22 protein-coding genes are annotated in these 20089 nt (G+C 72.1%); 6 read left to right on the plus strand and 16 right to left on the minus strand.

Features of this window, described 5'->3' with window-relative positions; all coding sequences use genetic code 11:
- Positions 1-82 precede the first annotated feature (82 nt).
- Positions 83-382 carry a transcriptional regulator gene (locus tag ACQPZA_RS35440; RefSeq protein ID WP_433276754.1) on the minus strand — a complete coding sequence of 100 codons (300 nt, stop codon included), beginning with the start codon at positions 380-382 and terminating at the stop codon, positions 83-85.
- Positions 379-837, minus strand: a complete 459-nt coding sequence (locus ACQPZA_RS35445) for a hypothetical protein (RefSeq protein WP_433276756.1) — start codon at positions 835-837, stop codon at positions 379-381. Before ACQPZA_RS35445 ends, ACQPZA_RS35440 begins: the two co-directional genes overlap by 4 nt.
- Before the next feature lie 57 nt (positions 838-894).
- On the opposite strand from ACQPZA_RS35445, the gene ACQPZA_RS35450 reads away from it, so the two are divergent.
- Positions 895-1761, plus strand: coding sequence for an A/G-specific adenine glycosylase (locus ACQPZA_RS35450; RefSeq protein ID WP_433276757.1), 867 nt, complete (start codon positions 895-897; stop codon positions 1759-1761).
- 12 nt (positions 1762-1773) lie between these two features.
- Positions 1774-2235 carry a 2'-5' RNA ligase family protein gene (locus ACQPZA_RS35455; protein WP_169400131.1) on the plus strand — a complete coding sequence of 154 codons (462 nt, stop codon included), beginning with the start codon at positions 1774-1776 and terminating at the stop codon, positions 2233-2235.
- Here the strand turns inward: ACQPZA_RS35455 and gabP are convergent.
- The 4 genes from gabP to ACQPZA_RS35475 are packed head-to-tail and all read right to left on the minus strand — an operon-like array spanning position 2179 to position 5545.
- The gene (gene gabP / locus ACQPZA_RS35460; RefSeq protein ID WP_433276760.1) at positions 2179-3591 is read right to left on the minus strand and encodes a GABA permease; all 1413 of its coding nucleotides are present in this window, start codon (positions 3589-3591) and stop codon (positions 2179-2181) included. The genes ACQPZA_RS35455 and gabP overlap by 57 nt on opposite strands.
- A 51-nt stretch (positions 3592-3642) precedes the next feature.
- On the minus strand, positions 3643-4170 hold the full coding sequence (locus ACQPZA_RS35465; RefSeq protein ID WP_433276762.1) for a peptide deformylase: 528 nt from the start codon (positions 4168-4170) through the stop codon (positions 3643-3645).
- Positions 4167-4733, minus strand: coding sequence for a PadR family transcriptional regulator (locus ACQPZA_RS35470; protein WP_433276764.1), 567 nt, complete (start codon positions 4731-4733; stop codon positions 4167-4169). Before ACQPZA_RS35470 ends, ACQPZA_RS35465 begins: the two co-directional genes overlap by 4 nt.
- 23 nt (positions 4734-4756) lie before the next feature.
- On the minus strand, positions 4757-5545 hold the full coding sequence (locus tag ACQPZA_RS35475) for an alpha/beta fold hydrolase (RefSeq protein WP_433276767.1): 789 nt from the start codon (positions 5543-5545) through the stop codon (positions 4757-4759).
- A gap of 19 nt (positions 5546-5564) precedes the next feature.
- On the opposite strand from ACQPZA_RS35475, the gene ACQPZA_RS35480 reads away from it, so the two are divergent.
- Positions 5565-5870, plus strand: coding sequence for an antibiotic biosynthesis monooxygenase family protein (locus ACQPZA_RS35480; RefSeq protein WP_169400127.1), 306 nt, complete (start codon positions 5565-5567; stop codon positions 5868-5870).
- Between the two features lie 74 nt (positions 5871-5944).
- Positions 5945-6697 (plus strand): SIR2 family NAD-dependent protein deacylase, encoded by a 753-nt coding sequence (locus tag ACQPZA_RS35485; RefSeq protein WP_433283120.1) that lies wholly within the window; start codon positions 5945-5947, stop codon positions 6695-6697.
- A 4-nt stretch (positions 6698-6701) separates the two neighbouring features.
- Here ACQPZA_RS35485 and ACQPZA_RS35490 read toward each other — a convergent pair whose 3' ends face one another.
- Positions 6702-7592, minus strand: a complete 891-nt coding sequence (locus tag ACQPZA_RS35490) for an alpha/beta fold hydrolase (protein WP_433276769.1) — start codon at positions 7590-7592, stop codon at positions 6702-6704.
- A 64-nt stretch (positions 7593-7656) separates the two neighbouring features.
- Here ACQPZA_RS35490 and ACQPZA_RS35495 point away from each other — a divergent pair, with 64 nt between their 5' ends.
- Positions 7657-8352, plus strand: a complete 696-nt coding sequence (locus tag ACQPZA_RS35495; protein ID WP_433276771.1) for a helix-turn-helix transcriptional regulator — start codon at positions 7657-7659, stop codon at positions 8350-8352.
- A 206-nt stretch (positions 8353-8558) separates the two neighbouring features.
- Here ACQPZA_RS35495 and ACQPZA_RS35500 read toward each other — a convergent pair whose 3' ends face one another.
- The 5 genes from ACQPZA_RS35500 to lysS form a co-directional block, all read right to left on the minus strand.
- Positions 8559-9560 carry a YihY/virulence factor BrkB family protein gene (locus ACQPZA_RS35500; RefSeq protein WP_433276773.1) on the minus strand — a complete coding sequence of 334 codons (1002 nt, stop codon included), beginning with the start codon at positions 9558-9560 and terminating at the stop codon, positions 8559-8561.
- Between the two features lie 151 nt (positions 9561-9711).
- On the minus strand, positions 9712-12258 hold the full coding sequence (locus ACQPZA_RS35505; RefSeq protein WP_169400245.1) for an ATP-dependent Clp protease ATP-binding subunit: 2547 nt from the start codon (positions 12256-12258) through the stop codon (positions 9712-9714).
- 172 nt (positions 12259-12430) lie between these two features.
- Positions 12431-13234 carry a siderophore-interacting protein gene (locus ACQPZA_RS35510; protein WP_433276775.1) on the minus strand — a complete coding sequence of 268 codons (804 nt, stop codon included), beginning with the start codon at positions 13232-13234 and terminating at the stop codon, positions 12431-12433.
- A gap of 82 nt (positions 13235-13316) precedes the next feature.
- Positions 13317-13661, minus strand: coding sequence for a histone-like nucleoid-structuring protein Lsr2 (locus tag ACQPZA_RS35515; protein ID WP_169400252.1), 345 nt, complete (start codon positions 13659-13661; stop codon positions 13317-13319).
- A gap of 114 nt (positions 13662-13775) precedes the next feature.
- Entirely contained in the window at positions 13776-15230 is a 1455-nt protein-coding gene (lysS, locus tag ACQPZA_RS35520) for a lysine--tRNA ligase (RefSeq protein ID WP_433283122.1), read from the minus strand.
- 129 nt (positions 15231-15359) lie between these two features.
- On the opposite strand from lysS, the gene ACQPZA_RS35525 reads away from it, so the two are divergent.
- Positions 15360-16106 (plus strand): class I SAM-dependent methyltransferase, encoded by a 747-nt coding sequence (locus tag ACQPZA_RS35525; RefSeq protein WP_433276777.1) that lies wholly within the window; start codon positions 15360-15362, stop codon positions 16104-16106.
- On the opposite strand, the gene ACQPZA_RS35530 is transcribed toward ACQPZA_RS35525, so the two are convergent.
- The 4 genes from ACQPZA_RS35530 to ACQPZA_RS35545 all read right to left on the minus strand — a co-directional run bounded on the left by ACQPZA_RS35530 (position 16022) and on the right by ACQPZA_RS35545 (position 20069).
- Entirely contained in the window at positions 16022-16879 is an 858-nt protein-coding gene (locus tag ACQPZA_RS35530; RefSeq protein ID WP_433276780.1) for a type III pantothenate kinase, read from the minus strand. The genes ACQPZA_RS35525 and ACQPZA_RS35530 overlap by 85 nt on opposite strands.
- Positions 16880-16892: 13 nt before the next feature.
- On the minus strand, positions 16893-17768 hold the full coding sequence (gene panC, locus ACQPZA_RS35535) for a pantoate--beta-alanine ligase (protein ID WP_169400250.1): 876 nt from the start codon (positions 17766-17768) through the stop codon (positions 16893-16895).
- The gene (locus ACQPZA_RS35540) at positions 17765-18658 is read right to left on the minus strand and encodes a Rossmann-like and DUF2520 domain-containing protein (RefSeq protein ID WP_169400251.1); all 894 of its coding nucleotides are present in this window, start codon (positions 18656-18658) and stop codon (positions 17765-17767) included. The genes panC and ACQPZA_RS35540 overlap by 4 nt, the downstream gene beginning before the upstream one ends.
- A 133-nt stretch (positions 18659-18791) precedes the next feature.
- Positions 18792-20069, minus strand: coding sequence for a PrsW family intramembrane metalloprotease (locus tag ACQPZA_RS35545; protein WP_344016136.1), 1278 nt, complete (start codon positions 20067-20069; stop codon positions 18792-18794).
- Between the last annotated feature and the right edge of the window lie 20 nt (positions 20070-20089).

A 20089-nucleotide genomic window follows, 5' to 3' on the forward strand; every position in this document is an offset into this window, starting at 1 on the left:
CGGGCACGGGCATTGGCACGATGCGCCGGCCGTGTCACTGCCCGCTCCCGTGCCCGACCGGTGCCGGCGGGGGCATCCGCCACTATGCCGGGCGTGAGGCGCGCGCGATGATCTGCTGCAGTGCCTCGGCATGGGCCAGGAAGCGGCTGCGGCCCTCGTCCGTCGCCCGGACAGAGGTCTTCGGGACCCGGCCCAGATAGGTGCGCCGCAGCTCGACCAGGTCGTCGTTCCTCAGCGTGCTCAACTGCTTGGACAGAGCCGAGTCCGACAGCGACACCTCCTCGCGCAGGAACGCGAAGTCGCACCAGTCCACCCCGCCGAGGACCGCCATGATGGCCAGCCTGGTCGGGTCGGACAGCAGGCGGTCGAGCTCCGCGGTCATCGGGTGGCGGTCAGCCGCTGGCTCAGCGCGAAGAGCCCCGTGAACACGGCGCCGTAGATCAGCCCGGCCACGGTGTCGGGGTACGCGGCGAGGTGGGCGGTGAGCCCGGCGCCGTACTGTGCGACGAGCCAGCCGAGCACGCCGCCGAGCACCGCGATCAGGACGAAGGCGCGCGGCGCGAAGGACTGTCGTGGCTGTACGCCGCGCACCGAGCTCAGCGGCGCCGACCGGGTGGCGAACGAGACCGCCAGCACCGCCACGAACGCCATGAGCACCAGCAGCGCGAGCAGTTTCGCCCCGCCGGGGGAGACGAGGTCGTTGGCCGCACTGCCGGCTGCCACCAGTACGAACATCACGGCGTAGACCCACCATGGCAGGCGGGCGCGCCGCCGGGCGCGATCCTGGTGGTCGCGGATACTCGCCAGGGCCTCGGCGGCGTGAAGTCGTTCGTCCATGACGTACCTCGGGAGTCGTCAGCAGGCCGAGAACGGGCAGTGGCACGATCGTCAGCCGTGCCACTGCCCGATCTCGTGCTCGACTGGTACCGCACGTCCGCCCGCGACCTGCCGTGGCGCCGACCCGGCACCACCCCGTGGGGGGTGATGGTCAGCGAGTTCATGCTGCAGCAGACCCCGGTCGCGCGCGTGGAACCCGTCTGGGCGGAGTGGATGGCGCGCTGGCCCGCCCCCTCGGCGCTGGCCGCGGCGACCCGGGCCGACGTCCTGCGGGCCTGGGGCAAGCTCGGCTACCCGCGCCGTGCTCTGCGCCTGCACGAGGCCGCTGCGGTGATCGCCGCCGAGCACGACGACGTCGTCCCGTCGGACGTGACGGCGCTGGAGGCGCTGCCGGGCGTCGGCTCCTACACGGCGCGGGCGATATCCGCGTTCGGCTACGGCAGGCGCTGCCCGGTGGTCGACACGAACGTCCGGCGGGTGGTGGCGCGCGCCGTGCACGGCCGCGGTGACGCCGGACCGGCCCGCACCACCGCCGACCTCGCCGATGTGGACGCCCTGCTGCCCGCCGACGACGCGTCCGCCGCGGTCGTGTCGATCGGGTTGATGGAGTTGGGCGCGGTGGTCTGCACGGCCCGCGCCCCGCGCTGCGCCGGCTGCCCCGTCCGGTCGGAGTGCGCCTGGGTCGCGGCGGGCCGGCCCGAGTACGCCGGGCCACGCAAGCCGGTACAGGCGTTCGCCGGCACCGACCGCCAGGTCCGCGGGAGGCTGCTCGACGTGCTGCGGGGCGCTCCCGGTCCCGTCGAGCGGGCGGCGCTGGACGCGGCGTGGTCCGACGCCGCCCAGCGGGACCGCTGCCTGCACTCGCTGCTGGTGGACGGCCTCGCCGAGCAGCACGACGACGGCCGCTTCGCGCTGCCGGCCTGACCCGCTCCGACGATGGCCCAGACCGTCCGCTTCCGGTTGGACGACGACGCGCGCGCCGAGGTGGCGTCGCTCCGGGAGCGGCTGCGCTCGCTGGGCCTCGCCGTGCCGGACGACACGCCGGCCGTCACGGTGGCGGCTGCCGGGGTGGTCCCCCCGCCCGCCAGGGAGGCACTGGCCGCCGAGCTGCGGCTGCTCGTGCTGCCCTCGGTATGGCTCGCCACCCTGGGCACGGTCGCCGGGCGCCCCGACGAGCTGGTGCTGGCCGCCGTGGTCGACGCCGAACTGCTGGCCGTGCACGCCGCGGTGCACGACGCGCTGGCCGGCCGCGTCCGCGGGCCCGTCGCCGCCTACCTGCCCGGCACGTGGCTGCCGCACTGCGTGCTCGCCACCGAACGGCCCGCGGACGCGTTCGCCGCCCTACACCCGGTCACCCCGGTCCGCGCGCGCGTCGTCGAGGTCGAGGTCACCGGCTGACCGACCGGCACGCCGGGTGGTGAACACGCCGACCGCGACGACCACCACGGCGATCAGCGCGGTCATCGCCAGGTCGAACCGCGAAGCCTCGCGGGTGGCCATGTAGACGAGCATCACCGGGATCACGATCACGACGGCCCAGGTCAGCCACGGGTAGACCCACATGCGCACCGGCATCGCCGCCCCGTCCCGCTCCAGCTTCGCGCGCAGCCGCAGCTGCGACACCGCGATCACCAGGTAGACCAGCAGCGCGATCGCCCCGGACGTGGCGAGCAGGGTGGTGAAGACCGCCTCGGGCACCAGGTAGTTGGCGATCACGGTGAGGAAGCCGACGGCCGTGGACGCGAGCACGGCGACGCGGGGAACGCCGTTGCCGGTCGTCCGCATCACGGCGCGCGGCGCCTGCCCGCGGCGGCCGAGCGAGTAGATCATCCGGGAGGCCGTGTAGAGCGCGGAGTTCAGGCAGCTGGCCACGGCGACCAGCACCACGACGTCCACGATCCCCTTCGCACCGGGAACCCCGATGGCCTCCAGCGCGGACTGGTAGGAGCCCGCCTCGGCCAGCCGCGGGCTGTTCCACGGCACCAGGGCGACGACGAGCAGGATCGAGGCCAGGTAGAACACCGAGATCCGCCAGATGACCGAACGGGTCGCCCGGCCGATCTGCTCGGCCGGCTTCTCCGACTCCGCCGCCGCGATCGTCACGATCTCGGTGCCCATGAAGCTGAACATCGTGGTGAGCACGGCGGCGATCACCGCGCCGAACCCGTTCGGCAGGAACCCGCCGTCGTCGAACAGCCGCGACGCGCCGCTGACATCGCTGCTGGGGAGCAGGCCGAGCACCGCCAGCACCCCGACCGCGATGAACGCGATGATCGCGATCACCTTGAGCAGCGCGAACCAGAACTCGAACTCGCCGTAGTTGGCGACGTCGAACAGGTTGGTGGCCGTGAGCGCCAGGGTGATCGCCAGCGCCCACACCCACTGGGCGACGGCCGGCATCCACGAGTTCAGGATCGTGGCCGCTGCGGTGGCCTCCAGCGGGATCACCAGCACCCAGAACCACCAGTACAGCCACCCGACGCTGAACCCGGCCCACGGGCCGATCGCGTGGTCGGCGTAGGTGGAGAACGAGCCGGAGTCGGGCCGGGCCGCGGCCATCTCCCCGAGCATGCGCATGACGAGCACGACCAGGAGCCCGGCGAACGCGTAGGAGATGAGGACGCCCGGCCCCGCGGTGGCGATCGCGTCGGCCGAGCCGACGAAGAGACCGGCGCCGATCACTCCGGCGATGCTGATCATGGTGACGTGCCGGTTCTTCAGACCGGAGCTCAGCGCGGTACCCACCTCGGCCACGGGCCGTCCCCTTCCCCCTCGCGGACACCCCGGACCGGGGTGCGCGCATCGTCACACCAGCGGCCGGTCCCCACCACCGGAAGCCGGTCCGGGGATGGCGGCCCGGCTCCGCAGCAGCCGCATGGCGGCGCGGCGGCGCTCGCCGGTGAGCGCGTCGATGTAGAGCTCACCCCTGAGGTGGTCGGTCTCGTGCTGCAGGCAGCGGGCGAGCTCCCCGGTGCCCTCGACGGCCACGGGTCGCTGCCGGAGGTCGACGCCTTCCACCCGTGCGTAGGCCGCCCGCAGCCGGCGCGCGTGCACGCCCGGCACGGACAGGCAGGCCTCCTCGCCGTCGTACTCGCCGTCGGTCTCGACGATGCGGGGGTTGAGCACGTAGCCGAGCCGGCCCTCCACGTTGTAGGAGAAAGCCGCGAGCGACGTGCCGATCTGGTTGGCGGCCAGTCCGGCCCGTCCCGGCACCTGCACGGTGTCGAGCAGGTCGGTGACCAGCGCCTCCAGCGCGGCGTCGAACGTGGTGACGAGGTCGCACGCGGTGCGCAGCACCGGGTCGCCGAGCAGGCGCAGCGGTCGGACCGTCACTGCCCGGCCTCACCGGTGGCCGTGGCCTCGGTGAGCTTGCCGAGCTGGTCGAGCACCATCTCGTGCCACTCCAGCTCCGCGCGCAGCCGCAGGCGCGCGTGCTCGGCGACCAGGTCGTCGGCCACGGTCTGGTCGGGCCAGGTGCGGTCGTGGAGGTGGTCCAGCCTTGACAGCCGGGCGGCCAGCACCTGACGCCGGTCGTCCAGATGGCCCCGCAGCGTGCTCTCGTCGAGGTCGGACGCGGTGGCGAGCGCGAGGTCGACCGGATCGGGCCGGAACCGGACCTCCTCGAACGCCTCCGCCTGGAGGGCATGCAGCTCGCGCCTGCCCTCGGCGGTGATCTCGTACACCGTGCGCGCGGGGAGGTTGCCCTCCTGCTCGGTGCGCAGGGCCTGGACCAGCCCTTCTCCCTCGAGCCGGTGCAGCGCGCCGTACAACGAGCCGGGCCGGACGTCGGACCAGAGCTCCGCGCGGTCGACGCGGGCGTCGCGACGGATCTGGTGGCCGTACATCGCGCCCCGTTTCGCGAGCGCACTGAGCACGAACAGGCGGGTGGGATTCACGCCGGGCAGTAAAACACGAGTACTCACATGTGAGTAGTAAGAAACGCCTCCACCGCTGCCCGATAGGCGCCCGGGTCCCCCGCGTGCACGAGGTGCCCGGTGCCGGGGATCCGCACGTGGGCGGCCGCCGGCATCCGGGACGCCATCTCCGCCATCTGCCCGCCCGGCGCGACGCTGTCCCCCGCCTCGATCAGCAGGGTCGGGCAGCCGACCGCGGCCACGGCGTCCCAGTGGTGCCGCTCGGCCCACTCCGCCGCGATCCCGACCGTGTCCTCCACGCGGGCCAGCAGGTGGTAGCCGTCGGGCCGTTCCTCGACGCACTCGGTCATGTAGTCGCCGAACTCGGCGCGCGGCCAGCCGAAGGCCTGCCGCACCGCGGCGAGCGAGGGAAACGGCTGTGGCATCGCACCGAACCACGAACCGGCCTCCGCGGCGCTGCGGCCCCGGAAGTCCACCCCCATGTCCTCGACGACCAGCGCCCGCACCAGCTCGGGATGCCGCGCGGCGAGGACCAGGCCGTGCAACCCGCCCATCGAGTGCCCGACCACCACCCCGGGACCCACCTCGGCGAGCACCTCCGCCGCGTCGGCCGTCATGCGGTCGGTGGTCCACGGCCCGCGCGCATCGGACCGCCCGTGGCCCCTGGCGTCGGGACCGAGGACCCGGCCGTGCGCGCTGAGCCATCCCGCCACGGGCCACCAGGTGGTGGCCCGGCCCATCAGGCCGTGCAGCAGCAGGATCGGGATCCCCTCGCCGCCGAACTCCACCACGGCCAGGTCGAGACCGTCGCTGGTCCGCATGCTGCGCCGCATCCCGGCTAGCCTAGGTGGCATGGCCGTCGTGAAGATCAATGCCATCGAGGTACCCGAGGGCGCGGGGCCCGAACTGGAGAAGCGGTTCGCCAACCGGCTGCACGCCGTGGACGGGCAGCCGGGCTTCATCTCGTTCGAGCTGCTGCGCCCCGTCAAGGGAGAGTCGCGCTACTTCGTGCTGACGCACTGGGAGGACGACGAGTCGTTCCAGGCCTGGCGGGACGGGCCGGCCGCGGAGGCGCACGGAGGCGAGCGCGCGAAGCCCGTCGCCACGGGAGCGTCCCTGCTCGAGTTCGAGGTCGTTCAGCGCTCCACGGCTTCCTGAACCTCACGGAGGCGTCCGCTGCCGCCGCCCTCCTCGCCGGCGCCGACGCACTGCTGGTGTGCGCCGGCGCCGGGATGGGCGTCGACTCCGGTCTGCCCGACTTCCGCGGGCCGGAGGGCTTCTGGCGCGCCTACCCGCCCTACCGTGGGCTGGGACTGCGGTTCGAGGAGATCGCCGACCCGATGCACTTCGCGGCCGACCCGGAGCTGGCCTGGGGCTTCTACGGGCACCGGCTGGCCCTCTACCGGAGCACGGTGCCGCACGCCGGGTTCGGCGTACTGCTGAAGTGGGCGCAGCGGGTGCCCGTGCGCGTCTTCACGTCGAACGTCGACGGCCAGTTCCAGTGCGCCGGCTTCACCGAGGACCAGGTGACCGAGTGCCACGGCTCCATCCACCACCTGCAGTGCCTGGTCGACTGCGGGCAACCGGTGTGGCCGGCCGACGGGGTAGTGGTGGAGGTGGATCACGCAACGATGCGCGCCACCGGACCGCTGCCGTCCTGCCCGTCGTGCGGCGCGCTCGCCCGTCCCAACATCCTGATGTTCGGCGACGCCGAGTGGGTCGCCGACCGCTCCGCCGGCCAGATGCAGGCACACAACGCCTGGCTGCGTGGTCTCCGGGCAACGGGACAACGGCTCGCCGTGGTGGAACTCGGAGCGGGAACCGCACTCCCCACGGTGCGCAGAGAAGCCGAACGGGCGAGCGCGGCATCCGGGGCGCTGGTCCGGATCAACCCGCGCGAGCCGAACGTGCGTCACGGCCGCGGCGTGGCGATCGCCGCGCCCGCCGCAGCCACCCTGCTCGCCCTGGACGACCTGCTCGGCTGACCCGTCACGCCGGCACGAGGTGCGCGAGCGCCCTCTTCCAGAACGGCACGATCAGCAGGTGCCCCGCCCCCGGCACCATCTCCAGCCGCGCATCGGGCAGCTGCCGCTGCCACCAGACGCCGTGCGCCTGCCCGATCGCGTCCGCCGAGCCGTAGGCGAGCAGCACCTGCGCCGCGACGTCGGCGGGATCGAAGCCGTACGGCTGCAGCGTGTAGCCCGCGATGTCCGCGACCATCCCCGCCCCACCCTGTACGAGCGCCTCGTCGAGCATCGCCCGCACCCGGTCCGACACGCCCGGCTCCGCGAGCACCGGCCCGTCCACCTCGTCGATCCCGACGAGCCCGAAGCGGGCGTCACCGGTGAGAGCCGCCAGCACCGGCCCGAACGCGGCCGTCAGCGCCTCGTGCGCGACCTCGGCAGGCGCACCCCGGAGCGCTTCCACGCCGGCCCGGTTCTCCTCCGGGATCCACGGCACCTCCTCGTCCGGAGCCGGAGTCCCGATCACAGCCACCCGTCCGACCAGGTCAGGACGCCGGGCCGCGAGCGCGAGCGCCACCCGTCCCCCTGCCGACCAGCCCGCAACCGCAGCCGTGCTGCCTGGCGCGAGGATGCTCTCGAGCACCGCCGCGGCGTCCTCCGCCGCCGTCTCCACGGTTGCGAACGCCCCGCCGGACACCGGGTCGGACCCGCCGTAGCCGGGACGGTCGGGCGCCACCAGCCGGATCCCGCGCGCAGCGGTCTCCGCCGGGTCGGGGTCGAACGCTCCGGAACCGGGCGCCGCATGGCAGAAGAGCACCACCGGGGCACCGGCGGGGGCGTCCGGCGTGAGGTCGTGCAGCGCGACGCGGCGACCGTCGGGGCGGCGGATGTGCTGGGGAGTGCTCGTCGTCGTCATGGAAGAAGCATCTCAGCGGGTCGGTGACACCGTGGTGTCACCGTTTTCCGGGCATTCTCGACACGTGAACCGCACCGAACGGCTGTACGCGATCGCGGAGGAGCTACGTGCCGCCGGCCCGGCCGGACGCACCGGCAGCTGGCTGGCCCAGCGCCTCGAGGTATCCACCCGCACGATCAAGCGCGACGTCGAGGCCCTGCTCCAGGCCGGACTCCCGCTGTGGGCACAGGCCGGACCAGGCGGTGGCTACGTCCTGGACACCGCCACGCTGCCCCCGCTGAACATCACCGGAGCCGAGGCGGCCGCGATCGCCGTGGCACTGGCCGCCCTCCCCGCCCTGCCGTTCGCGGTGGACGCACGCAGCGCGCTGTCGAAGGTGCTCGCGGCGATGCCGGCGGCGGAGCGGGAACGCGCCGAGGCGATCGCCTCCCGGCTCTGGCTGCATGTGCCCGAGACGGCCCCGCGCCCGGCCGTCGCCAGGGTCCTCGACGAAGCCGTGCGCCGGCAGCAGGTCGTCGCCCTGCGCTACGTCGGAGGAGCGGGCGAGGTCACCGAGCGTGCCGTGGAGCCGGTGGCACTGGCCGCGACCGGCGGCCACTGGTACCTGCTCGCCTGGTGCCGGCTGCGGAAGGGACCGCGGTGGTTCCGCACCAGCCGGATCACCTCCGCGCACCTCACCGCCGAACCCGCCCCCACCCACGACGCGGCCACGCTCTTCGGCACACCCCCCGACGACGCCCGCCCCGTCACCCTCCGCTGACCCGACGCGCCCCGCGCGAGTCGCCAACTTCCCGCGCGCGAGTCGCCCGTTCCACGCCCGCGAGTCGCCCCTTTCGCACCCGCGAGTCGCCCGTCCCGGGTGCGCGAGTCGCCGTCCCCTGTGCCCGCCCCCCTGCCGCCCCTCCGAGTCGGGACGGCAGGAGGGGGCGACTCACCCGCAGAAACGGGGCGACTCGCGGGAGTTGGTCAGCGGGCCGGGGAACCGGGGTGCTCGTCCAGCTCGTCGGGGATGCCGTCGTCGTCGCTGTCGGGCAGCAGTGGGTCGGGGCGGCCGGCGCGCACCGCTTCCAGCTGCGCGGCCAGTGCCAGCCCCGTGAGCAGTGCGATACCCGTGACGTTCGCCCACAGGAGCAGGGCCATGACGGCGGTGAGAGGCCCGTAGGTGTCGTCGAACCCCGCCGCGGCCACCACGTACAGCGCGAGCAGCCCGGACCCGGCGAGCCAGGCCAGCACGGTGACCGCCGCACCCACCGCCAGCCAGCTCAGCCCCGGCTGGCGGCGGCGGGGAGCATGACGGAACAGCAGCGTCACGGCCACCACGAGGGCCGCCAGCCCGATCGGCCAGCGCAGCGCGTCCCAGACCTCCTCCGCGCCGTCACCCCAGTGGTAGACCTGCTCCATCGCCTCGCCGAACGGCTCGCCCGCCACGATCAGCAACAGGCCGAACGCCATCGCGACGCCCGCCGTCGCCGTCAGCACCGCGGCACGGCCGTACTTGCGCAGTGCCTGCCGGTCCCGCTTGGTGCCGTAGATCCGGTTCGCGCCCCGCTCCAGCTGGGCGAACGCGGAGGTGGCGGCAACGAACGCGGTGGCCAGGCCGAGCAGGACCACCACCTCGGCGCGCTCGCTCCCCTCGTCGGGACGCCCGTCGAGCACCTCGGAGAGAAGCGAGTCGCTGCTGCCCGGGGAGATCGCCACCACCGTGCGCGCGACGACCTCGGCGAACGACTCCACACCGAGCGCGCTCGCCAACCCGGCCCCGGCGATCACCAGCGGCACCGCGGCCAAGGCCAGCTGCAACGCGAAAGCGCGGGCGTGGCTGAACCCGTCGCCGTAGCGGAACCTCACGAACGCCGTGGCCAGAAGGTGGCCGAGGCCGTAGCGACGCACCGTGTGCCACGCGTCGTCGGCCGACAGCTCCTCGCCGGACATCAGCTCGGTCTCCGGGACCACGCGAACCGAGCTCACGCACCGAACCTACCGGCCCCCGAGGTTCAGGAAAGCCACTTTCCTGCCCGGAGAGGGCCTGAAAGTGGCTTTCCTGAACTTACGGGACGCGAGACGCGGAACGGCCCGCCCGGGCGGAGCCGGGCGGGCCGTTCGCGGTTGTGCTTGTCGATCAGTCGTCGCTGGACTTCGCCAGGTCGACGGGCGGGGCGTCAGGGACCGTGACGGGCTTCGGCTCACCGCGGAAGGTGAACTTCGCCTTGTCGTCAGCGGCCCGGGACCCCTCGGGGGCGTCGGAGTCGACACCCTCGACGTCGACCACCACGATCTGGCCGGGCTCGATCTCGCCGAACAGGATCTTCTCCGACAGCTGGTCCTCGATCTCGCGCTGGATGGTGCGGCGCAGCGGCCGGGCGCCCAGCACGGGGTCGAACCCGCGCCGCGCGAGCAGCCCCTTCGCCGCAGGCGTCAGCTCGATGGCCATGTCCTTGTTGGCCAGCGCAGCCTCCACCCGCGTGATCATGAGGTCGACCATCGTGATGATCTGCTCCTCGGTGAGCTGGTGGAACACGACGATGTCGTCGATGCGGTTGAGGAACTCCGGCCTGAAGTGCTTCTTCAGCTCGTCGTTGACCTTGTTCTTCATCCGCTCGTAGTTCGACACCTCGTCGTTGCCCTGGGCGAACCCGAGGCCGACCGCCTTGGAGATGTCCTGCGTGCCGAGGTTCGAGGTGAAGATGATGACGGTGTTCTTGAAGTCCACCGTCCGGCCCTGACCGTCGGTCAGGCGGCCGTCCTCGAGGACCTGCAGGAGGGTGTTGTAGACCTCCTGGTGGGCCTTCTCGATCTCGTCGAACAGCACCACGGAGAACGGCTTGCGGCGCACCTTCTCGGTGAGCTGGCCGCCCTCCTCGTAGCCCACGTACCCGGGAGGGGCACCGAAGAGCCGCGAGGCGGTGTAGCGGTCGTGGAACTCGCCCATGTCGATCTGGATGAGCGCGTCGTCCTCGCCGAACAGGAAGCTCGCCAGCGCCTTGGACAGCTCGGTCTTACCGACACCCGAGGGGCCGGCGAAGATGAACGAGCCGGACGGGCGCTTCGGGTCCTTCAGGCCGGCCCGCGTGCGGCGGATGGCCTGCGAGACCGACTTGACGGCCTCCTCCTGGCCGATGATCCGCTTGTGCAGCTCGTCCTCCATGCGGAGCAGACGCGTGGTCTCCTCCTCGGTGAGCTTGAACACGGGGATACCGGTCCAGTTGGCGAGCACCTCGGCGATCTGCTCGTCGTCGACCTCGGCGATGACATCGAGGTCGCCGGACTTCCACTGCTTCTCCCGCTCGCCCTTCTGAGCGAGAAGCTGCTTCTCGGAGTCGCGCAGATGCGCGGCCCGCTCGAAGTCCTGCGCGTCGATCGCCGACTCCTTGTCGCGACGCACGGCCGCGATCTTCTCGTCGAACTCGCGCAGATCCGGCGGCGCGGTCATGCGGCGGATCCGCATCCGGGCGCCGGCCTCGTCGATCAGGTCGATCGCCTTGTCGGGCAGGAAGCGGTCGCTGATGTACCGGTCGGCCAGCGTGGCCGCGGCGACGAGCGCCGGGTCGGTGATGGTGACCCGGTGGTGCGCCTCGTAGCGGTCGCGCAGCCCCTTCAGGATCTCGATGGTGTGGCCGACACTCGGCTCGCCCACCTGGATCGGCTGGAAGCGGCGCTCCAGCGCCGGGTCCTTCTCGACGTACTTGCGGTACTCGTCGAGCGTGGTGGCACCGATGGTCTGCAGCTCACCACGTGCCAGCATCGGCTTGAGAATGCTGGCGGCGTCGATCGCGCCCTCGGCGGCACCGGCACCCACGAGGGTGTGGAGCTCGTCGATGAACAGGATGATGTCGCCGCGCGTGCGGATCTCCTTGAGCACCTTCTTGAGGCGCTCCTCGAAGTCACCGCGGTAACGGGAGCCGGCGACCAGTGAACCCAGGTCGAGCGTGTAGAGCTGCTTGTCCTTGAGCGTCTCGGGCACCTCGCCCTTGACGATGCCCTGGGCCAGCCCCTCGACGACGGCGGTCTTGCCGACGCCGGGCTCGCCGATCAGGACGGGGTTGTTCTTGGTCCTTCGGGAGAGGACCTGCATGACCCGCTCGATTTCCTTCTCCCGGCCGATGACCGGGTCCAGCTTGCCCTCACGGGCCGACTGGGTGAGGTTGCGACCGAACTGGTCGAGAACCAGCGACGACGACGGGGTGCCCTCGCCACGACCACCGGAGGTGCCCTCGGCGGGCTCCTTGCCCTGGTAGCCGGACAGCAGCTGCAGGACCTGCTGGCGGACGCGGTTGAGGTCCGCACCCAGCTTCACGAGGACCTGCGCGGCAACTCCCTCACCCTCGCGGATGAGGCCGAGCAGGATGTGCTCGGTGCCGATGTAGTTGTGGCCGAGCTGAAGCGCCTCGCGCAGAGACAGCTCCAGCACCTTCTTGGCCCGCGGCGTGAACGGGATGTGCCCGCTCGGTGCCTGCTGGCCCTGACCGATGATCTCCTCGACTTGCTGGCGGACGCCCTCCAGGGCGATCCCGAGGGACTCCAGGGCCTTGGCGGCCACTCCCTCGCCCTCGTGGATGAGGCCAAGGAGGATGTGCTCGGTGCCGATGTAGTTGTGGTTGAGCATCCTGGCCTCTTCTTGGGCCAGAACGACAACACGCCTCGCTCGGTCGGTGAACCTCTCGAACATTTACACTCCTAGCCTGGCTGCGCCATGCACCGGCGCGCGCTGCGCCGCGTACACCCCGGGTACCACTGTATCGGCCCAGGGGGGATGGTCGCCCGGGTCGTTCGTAGTGGAAACAACGTCGCAACGCCTGTCCGGATTCCCGATCGGCCCATTGCCGGGGTGGACCCGCTGGTCAGCCTGCCGGGGCGGCCGCACGCTCCGCAGCCTTGTCCGCACGCCACCCGTCCTCGTTGCGTCCGCGTCTCCAGTATCCGGAGACCGACAGCAGTTCGCGGGCCACCTCGCGCTCGCCGACAAGGTGGGTCCGCACCCCGCGTACCAGGCCCGCTTCGCCGTGAACGAACGCATGGACGCGCCCGTGGGGAAAGGTCATGGCGCGCACGGCCGCGAGCAGCTGATCGGGCGTGTCCGCATTGCGGTGGAGCCAGGTGACCCGCAGATCCCCCGGCGAACTCAGGTGCTGCTGTTCGGCGGCGTCGGCCACCTCGAGGACGGCGTGGACGGGCACCCCCGCCGGAACGCGTTCGCAGGCCGCGCCGATAGCGGGCAGCGCACTCTCGTCACCCACCATCAGGTGCCAGTCGGCCTCGGGGTCCGGCGCGTACGCGCCGCCGGGACCCAGCAGCCGCAGCACGTCGCCGGGGCGGGCCGCTGCCGCCCACGGCCCTGCGACACCCGTGTCGCCGTGCACGACGAAGTCGATCGCCAGCTCACCGGCGTGCGGATCGAAGGAACGCACCGTGTACGTCCGCGTGATCGGCCATTGTTCGCGTGGCAGCTCCGCCCGGATCACGTCCATGTCGAACGGCTCTGGACAGGCAACGCCTGCGCGCGGAAAAACGATCTTCACGTAGCGGTCGGTGTAGGGCGTGTCGGGGAAACCGTCGAGGTCACCGCCCCCCGCCACCACTCGGATCATGTTCGGGGTCAGCCGTTCGGTGCGGCGGACCTCCAGGACGGTCGTCCTACGGGCCACGGGGCCTCCTCTGCCGGGTTAGGTCACCCTAAACAGAAGACGGGGCCGGCGCACCCCGCCGACCCCAACCCGTCCCCTGAACTCAGTTCTCCTGGTGGTATGCGTCGAGCACCTCGGCCGGAATACGGCCCCGGTCGGAAACCTTCATGCCCCGCTTGCGGGCCCAGTCGCGAATCGCCTGGTTCTGCTCCCGGTCGATGGACGGACGGCGCGCCGGAGCGCTCGTTGCCGTACCACCACGGCGGCGTCCGCCACCGGAACGACGGGCGGCCGCGACGAACGCCGCGAGTGAGTCCCGCAGCTTCTCCGCATTGTCCTTCGAGAGGTCGATCTCGTAGTTCTTGCCGTCGACACCGAACTCGACCGTCTCGTCGGCAGCCTCTCCGTCCAGGTCGTCGATCAGTCGGATCTCACGGATCTGCGCCACCGTCGCAGCCCTCCATACTTCATCGTTGTTGTTCTGCGGCGACGCCGCATCAACGCGCACGATATATCCAATTCAGTGCGACTGTCGAGTCGGGCCGCCCAACACTGCCGGTAGTTACTCAGAACGCACGATCGGGTACAGAATGGTCTCCCGGATTCCGAGCCCTGTGAGCGTCATGAGCAGCCGGTCGATGCCCATTCCCATCCCACCCGACGGCGGCATTCCGTACTCCATCGCACGCAGGAAGTCCTCGTCGAGCTGCATCGCCTCGACATCTCCTGCCGCGGCGAGCAGGGACTGGGCGTAGAGCCTTTCCCGTTGCTCGACGGGATCGACCAGTTCGGAGTACGCGGTGGCGAGCTCCGTGCCGAACACGATCAGGTCCCATGCCTCGGCGAGCCGCGGCTCGGCGCGGTGGCGCCTGGTCAGCGGGCGGACCTCGATCGGGTAGTCGCGAACGAACGTCGGCTCGACGAGTGTGTGCTCCACAAGCTTCTCGAACAGTTCCAGCACGATCTCACCCGCACTCAATGAATCCTTGAGTTCGACGTCGTGCGTCGCTGCGAGCTTCCGCAGATCCTCGACCGGAGTGTCCAGGGTCACCTCTTGGCCGACCGCCTCCGTGACAGCCGCGTGCAGCGTCACCGATCGCCATGGGGCGCCCAGATCGTGTTCGGTGCCGTCGTGGTGGCGGACCACCGTCGAACCGAAGACGGCACGCGCGGAGGCCAGCACCATCTCGCGTGTCAGATCGGCCATGTCGTCGTAGGTCGCGTACGCCTGGTACGCCTCGAGCATCGCGAACTCCGGCGAGTGCGTGGAGTCGATGCCCTCGTTCCGAAAGTTCCGATTGATCTCGAAGACTCGTTCGATACCGCCCACCACGCTGCGCTTCAGGAACAGTTCCGGGGCGATCCGCAGGTACAGATCGACGTCGAGCGCGTTGGCATGGGTGACAAACGGACGCGCAGTGGCGCCGCCGTGCTGCAGTTGCAGCATCGGTGTCTCGACCTCGACGAAGTCGCGCTCGTGGAGCACCGACCGGAGCGTCCGAACGACCTGAGCGCGGTTGCGGACCATCTCCCGTGCCTGTGGCCGGACGATGAGGTCGACATAACGCTGGCGCACGCGCATCTCCTCGGAGAGCTCGCGATGTGCCACCGGCAGCGGGCGCACGGCCTTGGCCGCCATCTCCCAACGGTCGGCCATCACCGACAGCTCGCCTCGGCGGGAGGTGGCCACCTCGCCGTGCACGAAGACGTGGTCGCCGAGATCGACGCTGGTCTTCCAGCGGGCCAGCTCCTCATCGCCCACCAGCGCGAGGCTCAGCATCGCCTGCAACTCCGTGCCGTCGCCCTCCCGCAGCGTGGCGAAGCAGAGCTTGCCGGTGTTGCGCAGGAAGATCACCCGGCCGGTGACACCGACCTGCTCGCCGGTGCCCGTGTCGGGCGGCAGATCCGGATGGGCGGCCCGCACGTCGCGGAGGCTGTGCGTGCGCTCGACCGCGACCGGATAGGGGTCCCGGCCCTGGGCGAGCATCTCCGCCCGCTTGGCCCGGCGCACCCGCATCTGTTCGGGAAGCTCGTTGTCGGGGCCGTCGAGGGGGTCGGTGCTCACAGACTCCAGGTTAGTGACGCCCGCTCCCGGGTTTCCGGCCGGTCTTCCCGGCCCGATCCGCGGCGACGTACGGTCGATCGTGTGACGACATCCCGGGCCCGGTCCTTCGGCACCGCGGCCGCCGAATACGCCCGCCACCGTCCGGAGTACGCGGACAACGCCGTCGACTGGGCCCTGGAACCCGTGGCCGCCCGGCCCTCGCTCCAGCTACTCGATCTCGCTGCCGGCACGGGAAAGCTGACCGGCGCGCTGCACGCCCGGGGTCCCGTCATCGCCGTCGAGCCCGACCCGGCGATGCTCGCCGAGCTGCGGTCCCGGTTCCCCGACGTCGACGCGCGCGAGGGCAACGCGGAGTCGATCCCGTTGCCGGACGCGTCGGTCGACGCCGTGCTGGTCGGTCAGGCCTGGCACTGGTTCGACCCGGAGCGCGCGCTGCCGGAGATCGCCCGCGTCCTGCGGCCCGGTGGGGTGCTCGCCGCCCTGTGGAACGGCGACGACGCGAATGTCGAGTGGGTCGCCGGCTATCACAAGGCCGCAGCCCTGATCGAGCGCCGGGTCCGCGACCGCGCCGACTCCGGCCTCCGGCTGCCCGAGCACGAGGCCTTCGAGGCGAGCGAGCACACCGTACTGCCCAACCCGGTGCGCACCACGATCGACGGCCTGGTCGCAACCCTCGGCACGCACTCGTGGGCGCTCGTCGCCGATCCCGCCGACCGCGACGCGGCGCTGGCACGGGTCCGGGCCTACCTCGCGACGCGCCCCGAGACGTCGGCAGGCGAGTTCGAGCTCCCGCTCGTGACCGACGTGGTGCGGATGTTGCGCAGGTAGGTCAGCCGCAGACCCAGCAGCGTCAGGTCGGGCACGAACTCGGTGATCGTCTCCGAGTTCCCGACCATCAGCGGCGCGAGGCCGCCGGTGGCCAGCACCGTGACCGGGCCTGCCTTGGGCCCGAGCTCGGCGAGGATGCGTCCGACCAGCCCGTCCACCTGGCCGGCGAACCCGTAGAGCACCCCGGACTGCAGGCACTCCACCGTGTTCTTGCCGATCACCGAGCGGGGCGGGACCAGCTCGACGGTGCGTAGTGCGGCCGCGCGGGTGGCCAGCGCCTCCAGCGAGATCTCGATGCCGGGGGCGAGCGCACCACCGAGGAACTCCCCCTTCGCGGACACCACGTCGATGTTCGTGGACGTCCCGAAGTCGACGACGATGCACGCGGTGTCGAACAGGCGATGGGCGGCGAGGGTGTTCATCACGCGGTCGGTGCCCACCTCCTTCGGGTTGTCGACCAGCAGCGGAACGCCCGTGCGCACGCCGGGCCCCACGACGACGTTCGGGTCACCGCGGCGGTCGATGAGCAGCCGCAGCTCACGGAGCAGGCTCGGCACGGTGGACAGGGCCGCGATGCCGGTGACCTCGCCCGCGTAGCGGCCGAGCAGGCCGTCGACGGCGACGGCGAGCTCGTCGGCGGTCATGCGCGGGTCGGTGCGCATCCGCCAGTCGCGCACCAGTGGCGGGTCGACCTCGGGCTCGCCCTCGGTGCCGGTGTCCGCGTAGAGCCCCAGCGCGATCTGGGTGTTGCCGACGTCCACGCAGAGCAGCACGGCGCCGTCCCCCCTACAGCTGCACGGAGATGTTGTCGATCAGGCGGGTGCGCCCGAGCCGCGCCGCCACCAGGAGCCGCGCGCGACCCGCTGTGGGGTCCGGCCGCAGGTCGGGGTCGCGCAGCTCGAGGTACTCCACCTGCAGCGCGGGCTCCTCCGCCAGCACCGCGCGCGCCGCGTCCAGCACGGCCTCCGGGCCGCGGGCCGACACCGCCGCCCCGGCGGACAGCGCGCGCCGCAGTGTGGCCGCCCTGGGCCGCTCCTCGGCTGAGAGGTAGACGTTGCGGCTCGAGAGCGCCAGGCCGTCGGGCTCCCGGACGGTGGGCACTCCGACCACCGACACCGGGAAGTCCAGGTCGCGCGCCATCCTCCGGACCAGGATCAGCTGCTGGTAGTCCTTCTCGCCGAAGAACGCCACGTCCGGGGCGACGATGTGGAAGAGCTTCGCGACCACCGTGAGCACACCACCGAAGTGCCCGGGCCGGGCGGCGCCCTCGAGCTCGTCACCGAGCCGACCGGGCACGATCGTGGTGTCGGCGCCGTCGGGGTACATGTCGGTCACCTCGGGGAGGAACACCAGCTCGACGCCCTCCTCCCGGCACACGTCGAGATCGGCCTCGAGCGGTCGGGGATAGCGGTCGAGGTCCTCGCCCGCCCCGAACTGCAGCGGATTCACGAAGATCGACACCGCCGTGACGGTGGCACCGGGAGCGCGCCGGGCGTGCCGGATCAGCTCCCGATGGCCCTCGTGCAGTGCGCCCATCGTCGGGACGAGCACCACCCGGCGGCCCGCGCCGCGCAGTGCGCGCGTCACCGGCGCGATCTCGGCGGGCGAGCGGTGCACGACCAGCTGGCCCGGGGCGTAGCCGCCCTGCGTACGAACCGTCATGTGGAGCCTTCCAGAACGGCGAGCACGTCCTTCTCGGCGTACTCGGACAGCAGACCGGCCGCGAACGCCCGCCGCGCCGTGCGGGCGGCGAGCACCCGGTAGGTCTGCGCGAGGTCGGGGTCGGCGGAGGAGAGCTCGCGCAGGTGCGTGCGCACCGTCTCGACGTCGCCGCGCGCGACCGGGCCCGTCAACGCGCGGTCCCCGTGGCGCAGCGCGTTGTCCAGAGCAGCCGACAGCAGCGGCGCGACGAGCTGTTCGGCCGGGCTGATGCCGGCCCGCTCCAGGGTCTCGACGCAGTCGCGGACGAGCGTGACGAGATGGTTGGCGCCGTGGGCCAGCGCAGCGTGGTAGAGCGGGCGGACCTCCTCCGAGATCCGCACCGGCTCGGCGCCCATCTCCACCACGAGCGCCTCGCCGACGCTCCACGCGGCCTCGTCACCTCCCGTGGCGGTGACACCGACGCTGCAGCCGGCGAGCCGCGCGACGTCCTCGGTGCGGCCGGTGAATGTCATCACCGGGTGCAGGGCCAGCGGCAGCACGCCGTGCTCGGCGGCCGGGGCGAGCGCAGCCACCCCGTGGGCACCTGAGGTGTGCACGACGATCTGGCCGGGACGGAAGCTGCCTGCGGCGGCCAGCCCACGTACCAGGCCGGGCAGCACGTCGTCCGGGACGGCGAGGAGCGCGAGGTCGGCACCCGCCACGACCTCGTCGGGGGCCAGGAGCGGCACGCCGGGCAGCAGCGCCTCGGCGCGCTTGACCGACGCCCGGGACACCCCGGAGGTGGCGACCACCCGGTGTCCCGCGGCCACCCACGCCGCACCCACGACGGCCCCGACCCGTCCTGCCGAGACGACCCCGACGGCGAGCCGGGCCGGCCTGCCTGCACCCATCACCATCTCCTCGCTCGGCCGTGCCGCTGGGGTACCGGACGACGAGCCACCGCCGCGACGCGAGCACAGGTTACGCGGCCGGGCGAGTGCGACGGGCAGCCGACCTGGGCGGCACCGGTTCGGGTGGCCCCGGTCAGGGGTGTCGGGGCGGCCAGCTCTGCGGGGGCGCATCGGGGGGCATGGACGCCGCCGGGGGCGGTCCGGGCGGCGGTGGCGTCCAGGTCTGGTTGCCCCGGTGCCGCATGGCCACCGTCAACGCCTCGGGGTGGCCCACGGCGCGGGCGCGCGCCTGGCGCAGGCCGGCCAGCGCCTCGTCGTGCCGGAACACCCCGGAGGGTCCAACCGCACCACGCTCCATCCGCGCCCGGAGGAACGCGAGCTCGGTGACGGCGTCCTGGTACTCCGAGACGGCCTTCGCCACCTGCCGGCCCGAGCCCCGCCGCACCGCGGCCCGCCAGCCGCGCCTGCCGGCCAGGCTGGACAGCAGCGGGACCTCGCTCGGGGCGATCCAGCCGGCCCGGGCGAAGCCGGGCAGCTGGTCGATCACGGTGCGCTGCTCGCGCCTGCGCTGCCACACCACGACGGCCGCAACGGCCAGGAACATCGGCACCATGATGAACCCGTAGACCGTGAAGAACACGGCACCGCCGTACAGCGAGGCCGACGCGTTCCAGAGCGCGTGCAGCGTCACCGCCAGTAGATAGCCGACGGGCACGGTGACCAGTGCGACGCCGAGGCTGCGGCTGCGGGCGGCAATCCCGGCGCCGATCCCGGTCATCACCGTGAACAGCGGGTGGGCGAACGGCGAGAGCACACCGCGCAGCAGGAGCACGGCCACCACCCCGCTGCCCTGACCGACCATGTCGCCCTCGGAGAAGGCCCGGCCGATGTAGAGGATGTTCTCGGTGAACGCGAACCCCGCCCCCACCAGCCCGGCGTAGACGATCCCGTCGACGATCCCGTCGAACTCCCGCCTGCGCAGAGCCAGCAGGCCGACGACGAAGATGCCCTTCACCGCCTCCTCCACCACCGGGGCGATCGCGACCGTCCCGAGGACGTCACCGCTTCCGCGGCCGACGACCTCGTCGGCCACCAGCACCGCGCTCGAGTTGATCAGCAGCGCCGTGAGGGCGGCGAAGCAGGCGCCCCACAGGAACGCGGTCAGCAGCAGCCGCGGCGGCTCCGGCTCCCAGCGGTCGACCCACAGGAACGTCGCGACCACGGGGCCGACCGGCAGCAGCGCGCACAGCGCACCGACCAGGACTCCGCCCGGCCCGACCGTGCTGCCGAACACCCCGAGGACGATCAGCCCGCAGATCGCGAGCGCCACGAGTCCGAGGACCGGGCCGAGCACGCCGCGGCGCTGCCGTCCGATTGTGGGCATCGGAACGGCCCGGGTCGCCTGCGCCATGGGCCGAGAGCCTACGGGCG

The organism is Pseudonocardia xinjiangensis (genome assembly GCF_050948425.1).
Taxonomy (GTDB): Bacteria; Actinomycetota; Actinomycetes; order Mycobacteriales; family Pseudonocardiaceae; genus Pseudonocardia; species Pseudonocardia xinjiangensis.

Coding starts and splice junctions, on each gene's coding strand:
- ACQPZA_RS35455 (WP_169400131.1), top strand. CDS start 1,774: ATGGCCCAGACCGTCCGCTTCCGGTTGGACGACGACGCGCGCGCCGAG.
- ACQPZA_RS35475 (WP_433276767.1), bottom strand. CDS start 5,545: ATGCGGCGCAGCATGCGGACCAGCGACGGTCTCGACCTGGCCGTGGTG.
- ACQPZA_RS35440 (WP_433276754.1), bottom strand. CDS start 382: ATGACCGCGGAGCTCGACCGCCTGCTGTCCGACCCGACCAGGCTGGCC.
- ACQPZA_RS35540 (WP_169400251.1), bottom strand. CDS start 18,658: ATGGGTGCAGGCAGGCCGGCCCGGCTCGCCGTCGGGGTCGTCTCGGCA.
- ACQPZA_RS35490 (WP_433276769.1), bottom strand. CDS start 7,592: ATGACGACGACGAGCACTCCCCAGCACATCCGCCGCCCCGACGGTCGC.
- ACQPZA_RS35480 (WP_169400127.1), top strand. CDS start 5,565: ATGGCCGTCGTGAAGATCAATGCCATCGAGGTACCCGAGGGCGCGGGG.
- ACQPZA_RS35505 (WP_169400245.1), bottom strand. CDS start 12,258: ATGTTCGAGAGGTTCACCGACCGAGCGAGGCGTGTTGTCGTTCTGGCC.
- lysS (WP_433283122.1), bottom strand. CDS start 15,230: ATGCGGGTGCGCCGGGCCAAGCGGGCGGAGATGCTCGCCCAGGGCCGG.
- ACQPZA_RS35485 (WP_433283120.1), top strand. CDS start 5,945: ATGGGCGTCGACTCCGGTCTGCCCGACTTCCGCGGGCCGGAGGGCTTC.
- panC (WP_169400250.1), bottom strand. CDS start 17,768: ATGACGGTTCGTACGCAGGGCGGCTACGCCCCGGGCCAGCTGGTCGTG.
- ACQPZA_RS35545 (WP_344016136.1), bottom strand. CDS start 20,069: ATGGCGCAGGCGACCCGGGCCGTTCCGATGCCCACAATCGGACGGCAG.
- ACQPZA_RS35445 (WP_433276756.1), bottom strand. CDS start 837: ATGGACGAACGACTTCACGCCGCCGAGGCCCTGGCGAGTATCCGCGAC.